We start from the raw sequence: 13,985 nt of genomic DNA on the forward strand, positions 1-13,985 counted from the left end.
ACATACCCTTGTGTGGGAATGCTGTCGGTCGTGCAACCTGCTGACGCGCAGGAACTACATCGATCCCCCCCGCGCACTGCACTAGCCGCAGAGTTTATCGTGTCTGTCTCATCACCCGTTACGCCCGTCACTCGTATTCAGGTACTCGTTCAGGATTGGCCCGACCAGCGCGAGGGCCTCCGCACCGGTCATATCCTCGTGAGCCGCATCGACAACAACCTCCCTGACCTCGACTACATGATCGGTCCATTGTGCGGCCGCCTCGACATCCTCGGGATGCGTTCTACCCGCAGTGAAGTAGAGCAGCGGCACATCGAGACGTGCAGGCTTGTAGTCGTTTATCTGGCCAGGAGACGCGACTGCACTCTTGTAGACCGAATGCACCTGTCCCACAGTTAGTCCTACCGGACCTTGAACGATGGCAGCGGCGGCCCGAGTAGCCTGTTCGGTGGACAGTACGGTCGGTGTCGACTCATCTTCCTCGATCACGCCCACCGGAACGAGTAAGGACTTCAACTCCGCCTCGAACTCGCTTCGTTCGATGTGCAACACCGAATCCATCATCGTCAACGTCACCGTGTCCCCTGCTTCGCGTAACTGCGCTGCCATCGCATGCGCGATGACACCGCCGAGCGACCATCCAAGAAGGTGATAAGGCCCCGTCGGACGCACACGACGGACTTCGACGACGTATCGGGCCGCGTACTCGTGAATCGAAGTCGGTACCTCCTCCGACATCGAGAGTCCCGGAGATTGAAGTCCGTAGATGGGGCGGTCTTCATCCAGGAAGGACATCAGCCCCGCATACGGCCATGCGAATCCGAGCATCGGATGAACACAGAATACAGGCGCAACATCTCCGTGGTCGCGAATCGGAAGAAGAATGTCGAGTGCGTCGCCGGCAGAACGTGTTGCCTCGCTATCGAATTCATCGATCCGCCTGGCCAAGTCCTCGACTGTCCGATCAGTGAAGAACCACTGCACTCGAACATCGGACGTAGCTACCCTACGAAGCCGAGCGACCGCTTGCGTTGCGATGAGTGAGTTGCCGCCCAACTCGAAGAAGTCGTCATCGAGCCCCACCCGATCGACATCGAGCACATCCTCGAACACACCCGCCACCACCCGCTCCGACTCCGACACCGGCGCCCGGAACTCCCGCACCACACCCGCAGGCTCCGGCAAAGCAGCACGATCCAACTTACCCACCGGAGTCAACGGCAACTCATCGAGAACAACCACCTGCGAAGGCACCATGTGCCGCGGCAACCGCTCCTTCACCCACCCCCGAATCTCCAACACATCCAGATCCGAACCCACAGCAGGCAACACATACGACACCAACACCGTCGCACCCGCCACACCCTGCTCCCCCGAAAGCGCCACCGTCACCGCGAACTCGACCCCCGGATACGAGGTCACCACAGCATCGATCTCACCCAACTCGATCCGGAAACCACGCACCTTCACCTGAAAATCACTGCGCCCCACGTACTCGATCGAGATGGGCTCACCGCGGTCGTCGCCGATCCACCTCACCATGTCGCCGGTGCGATACATCCGGGAACCATCGACACCGAAGGGATTCGCTACGAATCGCTCCGAAGTGAGGCCGTATCGGCGGTGGTAACCGCGCGCCAATTGCATTCCAGCCAAATACAATTCACCGGAGACGCCAATCGGAACCGGCTGGAGTCCACCGTCCAACACCAGGGCGGACATCCCGCGGATCGGCGCACCGATCGACACCACGTCCCCCGCCACCAACGCACCCGAAATATTCGACATGATCGTCGTCTCCGTCGGACCATACCCATTGAAAAACTCACGCACTTCCCCACCGACACCACGCTCCACCGCCCACCGACCCAACAACTCAGGCGACCACGCCTCACCACCGACCACCACAACCCGAAGATCGACCAACCCCACCGGATCCACCGACGCCAACGCAGCCGGAGTCACGAACGCATGCGACACCCGCTCCGAAACCAACAACTCCCACAACTCCACCCCACCGAACACCGACGCCTCCGCCACCACCATCGTCGACGACGCACCCACCGCCAACAACAACTCCAACATCGACGCATCGAAACTCGGCGACGCAAAATGCAACGTCCGCGACTCCCCCGTCAACCCATACCGATCACGCTGCTCCACCGCAAAATTCGCCAACCCCGCCTGCGTCACCACCACACCCTTCGGCACCCCCGTAGACCCCGACGTATACACCACATACGCCGCCGACTCCGCCCGCAAACGCCCGACCCGATCCACCGCCGACACCGGATCACCCGACACCGACGCCAACAACGCCACCACAGCCGGATCATCCAACACGATCCACTCCACACCCAACGGCAACAACCCCACGAACTCACGCACCGTCACACCGACCCGCACCCCCGAATCCACCACCATCCGCTCCAACCGCTCCACCGGATACCCAGGATCGAACGGCACCACAGCACCACCGGACTTCGCCACACCCCACACCGACACCACCGAATCCACCGACCTCGGCAACGCCACACCGACAAACCCATCCACCTCCACACCCGCACCCACCAACACCCGAGCCAACCGCGAAGACAACGAATCCAACACCCGATACGACACCTCAGCAGAACCACACACCAACGCCGACGAATCCGGACTCCGCTCCACCGCCGACGCCAACAAATCCGGCAGCAGAATCGGTGACACACCCGGCCCACTCGACATGGTCGTCAAGCGGGCTCGTTCGGATGTCTCCAGAATATCGATCGAACCGATCTTCGTGTCGACCTCCTCCATTCGCTCCATGACCCGCGAGAATCGTTGCGCCAGAGCCTTCACGGACTCTTCGTCGATCACGTCGCGTCGATATTTGAATCGCACCTGCATCTGCGTGTCCACAGTCGTCACCAGTGTCAACGGGTAATGACTTCCATCGGAAGTGTGTACCCCTCGTAAGCGGAGCCCATCGATGGAGCCGCTCTCGGCAATTGCCTCGCGGTCGATCGGGTACGACTCGAATACGACCAGCGTGTCGAACTTGGCGCCGTCACCTGCAGCCTCCACGATCTCGGTCAGACCTGTGTAGTGATGATCGAGCAGGTCCGCCTGCTCGGCCTGCAACGTCGACAAATGCTGCATTACAGTGTTTTTGGGATCGACCGATACCCTTACCGGGACGGTGTTGATGAACAAGCCGACCATCGTTTCGACTCCGGGCAGCTCCGCGGGTCGGCCCGACACGGTCGCGCCGAACACGACGTCACGACGAGCAAGCAAGCGGCTGGAGACAAGTCCCCAAGATGCTTGAACCATAGTATTCAACGTGACACCGATTTCGGACGCAGCACACGACAATCGCGTCGTGCTCTCCTCCGAGAGGGTCAACGCATACTCGCCCATACCGACGCCGTCGCCTTCACTTGCACCGGCAAACAACAGAGTCGGTTCCGAGACTCCGACAAGTGCCTGCTTCCAGGCTTCGACAGACGCCGCACGATCACGCTGAACCAGCCATGAGAGGTAGTTTCGGTATGGCCTGGCTCGCGGAAGGTGTTCGGACTCGGCGCCCATGGCGTAAAGAACGATCAACTCCTGCATGAGTAGTGGCATAGACCAACCATCCAGCAGTACATGATGATTGGTCACAACAAGCGTTGCGGTGGTGCCCTCCGGCTCACTGTGGCGGCGTATCAGAGTGAATCGCAGTAGCGGCGGGGCGGCCAGGTCGAAACGTCGGAGCTTGTCATCCGCCATGATGCGGTCCGCACGCGCGGCTACCGCGTCCAGCGGCTCGGCGGTGAGGTCGATCTCTGTCCATTCCGGAGCGAGCCCGTCGACGACGATCTGAACCGGGGTCCCTGATTCGTCGTCGACGAAAGCGGTTCGCAGGTTCGGATGTCGCTCGAGTAGGGTCCGTGCGGCCGAATGAAGGCGCTCGGCGTCGACGTGTCCACCTAGATCCAGCGAGATCTGGACCGTGTAGGCGTCTGCACTGATGCTGTCGTCGAGCCCCCCGAGGAAGTACATCCCGGCCTGCAGCGGGGTCAACGGCCAGACGTCGGTGACCGTTCTGTACCCCGCCTCCCAGCGCGCAATGTCTGCACTCGAAGTTCGGACGAGGTCGAAGTCGGATGGGGTATGTCCACCGACGGCGTCCGACCTGGAGTAGTCGTCGAGCAATCCGAGTGCGCCGACCCATAAATCAGTGAGGTGTCGAACATCGTCGGCAGCGAGCAATCCGGAGGGGAAGGCGATCGATCCACTGAGACGATCCCCGATCACGACCGAGTTGATGTCCAGCGTCGCCATCGCGGGCATAGTCGGCTCCGGATCCCCCGCGAGATCGCCGAGGTCACCGGCCGGGAGCCACCCGATTCCATTGAACTCGGTCGGTACGGTTTCCTGTCCGACCCGTCCCAGATAGTTGAAGACGATCTGGCCCACACTCTGGGATGCCAATCGCGCGGCCGACTCGGGATTCAGATATCGAAGTTGACCGAAACCGATTCCGCGATCGGGTACTGCGCGCAAAGCCTCCTTGACGAGCTTGATAGCTCTGCCGAGGTGTGGTCCACCGGCCAATGCATCGTCGAGGTCGATCTCGTCGAGATCGAATCGCACGGGATAGATGCTCGTGAACCATCCCACGGTGCGCGAGAGATCGGCGCCGGGCACAGCTTCTTCTTCACGGCCATGTCCCTCGAACCGAATCAGCGCAGATCGATCCTCTGCTCCACCGCGCTCCCGCCGCCACTGATTCAAAGCCACCATGAACGTGGCGAGCAGCCCGTCGTTCACGCTTCCGTGGAACAGTCTGGGGATTGTCGTGAGCACTGCATCGGTGACGCTGGCCGGTACCTCGAATTCGACCCGGTCGACGCTCGAGGCGACATCCACAGTGGAATCGAACGGCCGGGATCCGAGCATTGCATCAGGTCCGGACAGTACCGATTCCCAGTAGTCGAGTTCGTTCCGACGCTTGTCCGATGCCGCCGCGTCACGTAGCCCATGTGCCCAACGACGGAATGATGTTCCGACCGGCTCCAAGGCTGGGGCCTGACCACTAGACACTGCGATCCACGCCTTTACCAGGTCGGGGACGAAAATTCGCCAAGAGACTCCGTCGACCACGAGGTGATGTGCGACGACCACGAGCCGACCCGTTCTGGAAGCTCGGCATTCGACGGATACCGGATCGAGCCACACGAACTGCAGTACGGCACCGTTCCACGGATCCAGCCTGTCCATGGCCCGATTCGTCTCGATCAGCGCCAATTCTCGTAGGTCGTCCGGACCCACTGCCTCATCGACTTCGACCCGGTGGAGCAAGGTGGCCGCGTCGACTGAGCCACGTTCTGCGACGTAATGGACCGATCCGAGCTCAGCAGTCGCGACCAGTGAGGATCGCAGGACGTCATGATGATCGACGACGGCCTGAATCGTGGCTGTCACCCCATCTGTGTCTATGCCCAACGGGAGCTCGAGGACTAGATTTTGGGTGTATCGACCTAGGTCTGTGCCGCGCTCGAGCATCTGCGCCACCATCGGAGTGGCCGGGATCGGACCGACTCCACCGCCCGGCATCTCGTCGAGAACCCCGGGTGAGTCCACCCCGTCCACGGCCGTGGCGTTCTCCGCGATCGCAGCTACTGTCTTGTGTTCGAATATGTTTCGGGCGGTTATCGACAGTCCACGACTCTTCACCCGTGACACGACTTGAATCGACATGATGCTGTCGCCACCGAGTGCGAAGAACGAGTCGTCGACTCCCACTCGCTCGACGCCGAGAACATCCGCGAAGACTTCACCGACGATTCGCTCGGCATCGGTCCGAGGCGCCTGAAAGTCGTTGCGGCGCACCATCGGAGCCGGCAAAGCACGACGATCGAGCTTGCCGTTGACAGTCAACGGAATCGACTCGAGTATCACGAATGCAGCAGGCACCATGTATTCGGGCACTGCGGCGGAGACCTGACTACGCAGATCTTCGTCGTCGATCACCACTCCGTTCCCGGGCACTACGTACGCCACCAGTCGAGTGGTGCCCGGAATGTCCTCGCGTGCCACGACCGCGACCTGTGCGACTCGATCCAGTTCGAGAATCACCGATTCGATTTCGCCGAGTTCGATCCGAAAGCCACGAATCTTCACTTGGTCGTCGGCACGGCCGACGAACTCCAGTTCGCCGGCACCGTTCCATCTGGCAACATCGCCAGATCGGTACAGGCGCACTCCACTGGCGGAGAACGGGTCTGCGATGAAACGTGTCGCCGTGAGCGAGTGCCTTCCGAGATAGCCCCGCGCCACCTGATCGCCACCGATGTACAACTCGCCTGCGACCCCGGGTGGAACCGGGGCAAGACGGGTGTCGAGGATGTGGATTCGCAATCCTGGAATAGCACCGCCGACAACGGAACCCGATGCCGACGCGACCAGTGCCGAGTCCAGTTCACGGTGCGAGACGTGAACTGTCGTCTCGGTGATGCCGTACATGTTCACCAGGCGCGGCGCGCGATCACCGTAGCGGTCGAACCATGGTGTCAGACGACGGAGTTCCAGGGGCTCGCCGCCGAATACGATGTAGCGCAAAGCGGAGAGTGCCGTCCCGCCTTCCATACGGTCGATCTCCGCCAATTGGTGGAATGCCGAGGGTGTCTGATTCAGAACCGTCACGTTTTCCCGGATGAGCATCTGGCGGAAGAGATCCGGAGAGCGCGAGGTGAAGTAGTCGACCACGACGAGAGTTCCACCGTGTAGCAATGGACCCCACAGTTCCCACACCGAGAAGTCGAAGGCGTATGAGTGAAACAGCGTCCAGGTGTCGGCGGAATCGAAAGAGAACAAGCTATCTGTTCCATCGAGCAGCCGACCGACGGCGTCATGTGGTACAGCAACGCCCTTCGGCAGGCCAGTCGATCCGGACGTGTAGATCACGTACGCCACGTCCGAAGGCCGAAGCGTTGCGGTGCGGTCGTGGTCACCGACCGCTGTGCCCGACATCGCATTCAGATCCAGCGTGTCCACATCGAGAACAGAAGCTGAACCTCCGAGCCGCGCCTCGCGACCGGACCAGGTGAGAACAACAGCCGGCGCGGAGTCTTCGAGGACGTAATCGATTCTCTCCTGTGGGTACGAAGGGTCGATCGGGACGTAACCTGCGCCCGAGGCAATGACGGCGAGAACGGCGACTACGAGATCGACCGACCGAGGCATGACGACCGCTACGAGAGTTTCCGGGCCGACCCCGTGAGCGATCAGAAGTCGGGCCAGCCGATTTGCTCGCATTGCGAGTTCCTCATAGCTCAGCCGCTCGTCCTCGTACACGAGTGCCTGAGCCATCGGAGCTGCCGCTACCTGATCGTCGAATCGAGCGGCCAGGGTCCGGTGCTCGGGCTGGGGAATCGGCGCGACCGAGGAACCGGACCACTGCCGCAGCACCAGATCTCGTTCTCCTGGACCGAACACATCGACGTCTCCGACTGCACTCTTCGGCTGAGCGAGGATGCCGCTCAGCAGACGCAGAAACCGATCTGCGAAGGAGACGACGGTCTGATGGTCGAACAAGTCCACGGCATAGGCGAACTGCACAGTCATCCCCTGTGGGGAGCCGCCCGCGCCACCTGACTCGAGCACCGTTACCTGAAGATCGAATTTGGCGATCTCGAAATCGAGATCGACAGGAGTGACCGCTAGTTGGGGTAGCTCGAATGTTCGACGCTCCATGTTCTGGAACGCCAACATCACTTGGAAAAGCGGATGACGCGCCTGCGAGCGCTCCGGGGCCACCACGTCGACCACACGCTCGAACGGTATGTCTGCGTGGGCGAACGCTTCGAGGTCGACCTCGCGAGTCGCAGCGAGCAGCGTCGGAAAGTCCGCTCCGAGATCGAGCTCGGTACGAAGCACCAGGGTGTTGACGAACATGCCGATCACATCGTCGAGAGACGCGTCGCCCCGGCCTGCAACCGGTGTTCCGATTGCGATGTCGTCGGTTCCCGACAATCGTGCGAGAAGGACAGCGAGAATCGTGTGCACTGCCATGAAGCGCGACGAATTATTCTCTCGCGCAAGCACATCGAGAGCTTCGATCCTCCTACCGTCGAGGGTGATGGTCACGGTCCGACCGGTATTGCTTGCCACTGTCGGGCGTGGACGATCCTTCGGCAGTTCTATTTCGGTCGCGATGCCGGAAAGCTTTTCGGCCCAGTACGACAATTGGACTTCGGCGAGGGACCCGGGGTCTGTCTCTTTCCCCAATGACGCACGCTGCCACAGCGCATAGTCGGCATACTGAACCGCGAGCGGTGCCCAGTTCGGTGACTCACCTGATGCTCGCGCAACGTAAGCAGACATCACGTCGCGGGCGAGTGGCCCCATCGAGTATCCATCGGAACTGATGTGGTGAACCACCACAGCGAGTACATGATCGTCTTCACCGACCACGAAGAGTTCTGCACGGAGCGGTATCTCGATCGACACGTCGAAACCTCGTCCGAAGAGCCCGATCAAGCGGTCGCCGAGGTCGGATTCCGACACGGTCTCCGGCGTGAACCCGACGGTCGCGTCTGCACCCGAAAGAATGTTCTGGTGGGGCTGTCCGTCGATCGACGGATAGACAGTGCGCAGCGACTCATGACGATCGACCACATCTTCGAGGGCCGTGCACAACGCCATCACATCGAGATCGCCTCGTAGCCGAATGGCAACCGGCAAATTGTAGGCGGCGGAGGAGGAGTCGAGCTGATTGAGAAACCACATGCGTTGCTGCGCAAGCGACAATGGGATGCGTTCGGGCCGTACCTGTCGGGTGAGCTGGGCGCGTGCGCCGCTACCGACGGAACTTTCCAAGCGTGCAGCCAGTGTCTCCACCCCCGACGCCTCGAACAACGATCGCACCGGCACACGGGAGTCGAGAGCCTCCCCGAGTCTGGCAACTACCCGGGTAGCGATCAGTGAGTTGCCACCGAGGCTGAAGAAGTCATCATCGAGCCCGACACGATCGATACGGAGTACTTCCGCGAATGTCGAGGCGACGATCTCTTCGACCGGCGTGGTCGGCGCCCGAAACTCCCGAGTTTCGAAGGTGGGCTCGGGAAGCGCCTTCCGGTCGAGCTTCCCACTCGAGTTCAGCGGGAACGCATCCAGAACGACAACTGCCGCAGGGACCATGTAGGTGGGGAGAAGTCGGCCGAGATCGGTCCGGACCGAGGCGACGTCCACCGACGTACCTGGTCTCGGAACGACGTATGCGACGAGATGATCGCTCGAGGCCACGGTGACGACGAGTACGACGGCTTGGTTGATGGTGGGGTGCGCGAGCAGTGCCGTTTCGATTTCGCCGAGTTCTATTCGCTGTCCGCGAAATTTCACCTGAAAGTCGGTGCGTCCGATGTATTCCAGAATACCCGGCTCACCATTCTTGCTCAGGCGCCACCGAGCGAGGTCCCCCGTCCGATACATACGCGTACCCGGAGTCCCGGTCGGGTCTGCGACGAATCGGTCGAATGTCAGATCGGGTCGACCCAGGTATCCGCGGGCCAGTTGAACGCCGGAGAGATACAGTTCGCCTGCCGTGCCCGCCGGAACGATCCGCAGCTGCGAGTCGAGAACGACTGCCGCCGTGTTCCACTCGGGCCTGCCGATAGGAACGGTGCCGCTGTCCGAAGCGGTCGACTCCCAATACGTCACCGACACTGCAGCCTCGGTCGGACCGTACAAGTTATGTAGACCGGCCGAGGAGATCGCACGGAATGCGTTCGCGGTTTCAAGCGGGAATGCCTCGCCGATGACGAAGACGTGCCTGAGGCTCCTGCAGGAAAGTCCCGAGGCATGTGCCGTGAACGTTGTCAGCATGGAAGGCACGAAGTCGGTGAGCGTGACGGAATGCTCCGCGATGGTATCTGCGATGTATGCGGGGTCGCGGTGTCCGTCCGGGGTCGCGAGCACGAGCGACGCACCTACCTGGAGAGGGAGGAAGAATCCCCATAGCGACACGTCGAATGTGGTTGCGGTCTTCTGCAGGTATACATCCGCCGCGGTGAGGTCGTATTCCGTTCGCATCCATGCCATTTGGTTGACGACGGCGCGATGTGAGACGGCAACGCCCTTGGGCTTGCCGGTCGATCCCGAGGTGAAAATGACATAAGCAGTGTTGTCGGGCGTCAACGTAGCGACGCGGTCCGAGTCGGTGACAGTCGCGCTGCGCTCTCCGGAAACCGTGTCGACTTCGGTGACGTCGAGGATCGCGACATCGCCGAAGAGTTCACGATCGTGGTCGCCGGACACGAGCACACAGGCGGGACCGGCTGCCTCCACGATGTACCGAACGCGACTTTCGGGGTGGTCCGGATCGACCGGAACGAACGCTGCCCCGGCGCGCAGTACAGCGTAGATACCGACGACCAGATCCAGCGATCGCCGGATCGCGACAGCCACGCGTGCCTCGGGTCCGATTCCGCGAGCGATCAGCGCTCGTGCCAGCGAATCGACACGACTGTCGAACTCCTGGTAGGTCAGGGATCGATCTTCGAAGATCACAGCAATCTGGTCTGGGTGGCTGACTACCCGATCGTCGAATTTCGACAGCAAGTTCGACTCGCCCGTAAGTGCGTGGTGGGTGTCGTTCCAGTCGCGCAGCAACATCTGGCGTTCGGCGTCGCCGAGGAGATCGAGTTCACCGACCAGATCGACTGGATCGGCCGCGATGGCATCCAGAATTCGACAGTACCGACGAGCAAGAGACTGTACCGTCTTCTCGTCGAACAGTGCTGTTGCGTAAGTGATCTGGGCAGCGATAGGACCGCCGTCGCCGTGCCTGGTATCGGCACCGGCGAGAGTGAACTGCAGATCGAACTTCGCCAAAGCGCCGTCCATGGGCACCGGCGTGACCGCGAGGGACGGAAGTTCCAGACCTTGTTGCGTCATGTTCTGCAGGAAGATCGCGACCTGGAAGATCGGATGTCGGGAAGGCGAGCGCTCAGGGTCGAGCACCTCCACGAGCCGTTCGAAAGGAACCGCGTCGTGGCCGAATGCTTGCAGATCCGACTCCTGCACCCGCCCCAATAGATCCACGAATGGCTCGGTCGGGTCCAATCGAGTTCGCAGCGGAAGGGTGTTGACGAACATTCCGACGAGATCGTCGAGTTGCTCGTCCCCGCGACCCGCGATCGGCGCTCCGATGACGACGTCGTCGACGTTGGACAACCGAGCAAGCAGAACAGCCAGCGCCGCATGGGCGACCATGAAAAACGTGGCGTTCTTGGACTTGGCGAGTTCGAGGAGTGCTCTGTGCGTGGTGCCGGAAATTTCGAAATCCACGGTGCCGCCCGCACTGGATTGCACCGACGGGCGTGGTCGGTCGGTCGGTAGGTCCAGCTGTGACGGGATTCCCTCCAGCTCGGACTTCCAGAACGATTCCTGTACGGCGATCTGCGACGTCGGATCGTCGGAGGACCCGAGGACTTCGTGCTGCCACAGCGTGTAGTCCGTGTACTGAACACGCAGGGGCGTCCACGCCGGTTCGATGCCTGCAGCACGAGAGACGTACGCCGTCATCAGGTCTCGCGTCAGCGGAGCCAACGACGCACCGTCGGCGGTGATGTGATGGGTGACTAGCGCAAGCACGTAATCCCCGTCGCCGATCGCCAGCAGCTGCGCACGCAGGGGAACTTCGGTGGTGAGGTCGAACGGAGCCAGGGTCATGGCCTGCAGCACACCGACAGTCTCGGAGTCGGCCACAGGAACAGGTACGAGCCGGGGAGCGACATCCACGGCGTCGAGGACGACCTGATGGCCGTCACCGTTCTTCTCTGGGTAGTACGTTCGCAGTGTCTCGTGTCGGTTCACGACATCGAACACCGCCTGTGACAGGGCCGCCGTGTTCAGCTCGCCCGTCAGTCTCACTGCGAGGGGGAGGTTGTTGATCGCCGATTCCGGCTCCAACCGATTCATGAACCACATTCGCCGTTGTGCGAGCGAGAGAGGGATCGGCTCCGGACGTGAGCGTGCGGTCAAGGGTGTTCGGTGTCCGACATTGTTCTGCGCATCGACCGACTCGGCGAAGCGAACTACCGACGAATAGTCGAACAGCGAGCGAACCGAGATTGTGGTGTCGAGGGCCGCACCGATACGCGCGACAACTTGGGTCGCGATCAGCGAGTTTCCACCGAGCTCGAAAAAGTCGTCGTCCAGACCGACCCGGGGTAGGTCCAGCAACTCGGAGAACACGCCGGCCACGACGCGTTGTGTCGGACTCTCGGGTGCTCGGAACTCGCGTGCGAGGAGAACCGGGTCCGGCAATGCAGCTCGGTCCAGCTTGCCCACCGGTGTCAGCGGAAGCTCGTCGATCAACACGATCGTCGTCGGAACCATATGCCGCGGAAGTGTGTCTGCGACGAACTGCGTCAGGTCCGCCGTACTCAACGCCACTCCCTCGACCGCGAGGACGTAGGACACGAGCATGGCCGAACCCGCACCGCCGCCGGACTCTGCGCCTGCGCCTGCTGCACCGCCGACGCCCTCGCGTGCCACGGTTACCGCGAAATCGACTCCGCTGTGTGCCGTCAGTGCAGAATCGATCTCGCCGAGTTCGATACGGAATCCGCGGATCTTGACTTGAAAATCACTGCGTCCGGAGTATTCGAGGACCTTGGAAGAGTGACGCCATCTGACGATGTCTCCGGTGCGATACATCCGCGAACCATCGTTTGCGAACGGGTTTGCGACGAATCGGTCGGCGGTGAGCGCCTCCTTGCCGTGGTAACCGCGGGCGAGGGCTGCACCCCACAGATACAGCTCCCCCTTGGAACCTGCGATCGCCGGTCGTAACCGGTCGTCGAGAACAGCCGCCGACATTCCACGGATGGGGCCGCCGATCGATACCGTCGCGCCTGGGTCCAATGCACTACTGCACGTAGCCATGATTGTGGCCTCGGTCGGACCGTAGCCGTTGAAGAACCTTCGCCGGCCGGCCGGCCGATCCACGGCCCATTTGCTCACGAGCTCCGGCGGACACGCCTCACCCGCCGAGAGAACCATCTCGAGATCGACCAAGCCTGCAGGATCGACCGACGCCAGTGCAGCGGGCGTGATGACCGCGTGAGTGACTCGTTCCTCTCGCAACAGCTCGGCAAGCTCCATTCCTCCGTACACCGAAGGAGGTGCGACAACCATCGTCGACGACGCCGTCACTGCCATGAGCAGTTCGAAGACCGAAGCGTCGAAGCTGGGTGAGGCGAAGTGCAGGGTTCGCGACGAGCTCGTGAGTGAGTACAGTTCGCGCAACTCGACGGCGAGATCGCTCAGGCCCGCATGGGTGACGACCACACCTTTGGGCACTCCAGTCGAGCCCGAGGTGTAGATCATGTAGCAGCCATGCGTCGCGTGCAGTGGCCGCACGCGGTCGGCTGCCATTACCGGCGAGTCGTCGTTGCCGCCCAACTCGGCGACGGAAGCCGGGTCGTCGAGGACGAGCCAATCCACCGTCTTTGGCAGAGCATCGACGAATTCCGACACGGTCACACCGAAGCGAGCGCCCGAATCGGTGAGCATGTGATCGATGCGATCGGCAGGATAGTTGGGATCCACCGGCAGGAAGGTGGCGCCCGATTTGGCGATACCCCACACGGATCGAACGGACGAAGCCGACCTCTTCATCGCGACTGCAACGACGTCGTCGGCGCCGAGGCCGCGCCCGATCAGGGCCCGTGCCAGCCGGCTCGACCACGCGTCCACCTCGGCATACGAGAGGTCTGTGCCTTCGAAAGACAGTGCCGAAGCCGACGGATCGGACTCGACCGCAGCAAGTAAAATGTCGGGCAGAAGTGGGATGCGCGGGCGTCGCACGCGCGGAGTTCGCCGAGGTCGTGCCGTCGAGCGGGATGTTCCTGGAGAGGTAGTGCTGGCCGAGCTGTTCTGGCCGTCGCCACTCATCGAAGCTCGACTTCGACGGGCACGGAAACAGACAACTCAGACTTGAACAAGAC

1 protein-coding gene is annotated in these 13,985 nt (G+C 61.7%); it reads right to left on the bottom strand.

The annotated features are described in order from the left end of the window. Positions 1–111: 111 nt before the first annotated feature. Positions 112–13,845, bottom strand: a complete 13,734-nt coding sequence (locus ABIB36_RS12750) for a non-ribosomal peptide synthetase (protein ID WP_354571578.1) — start codon at positions 13,843–13,845, stop codon at positions 112–114. Between the last annotated feature and the right edge of the window lie 140 nt (positions 13,846–13,985).

The organism is Rhodococcus sp. UYP9 (assembly GCF_040547235.1).
Taxonomy (GTDB): Bacteria; Actinomycetota; Actinomycetes; order Mycobacteriales; family Mycobacteriaceae; genus Rhodococcoides.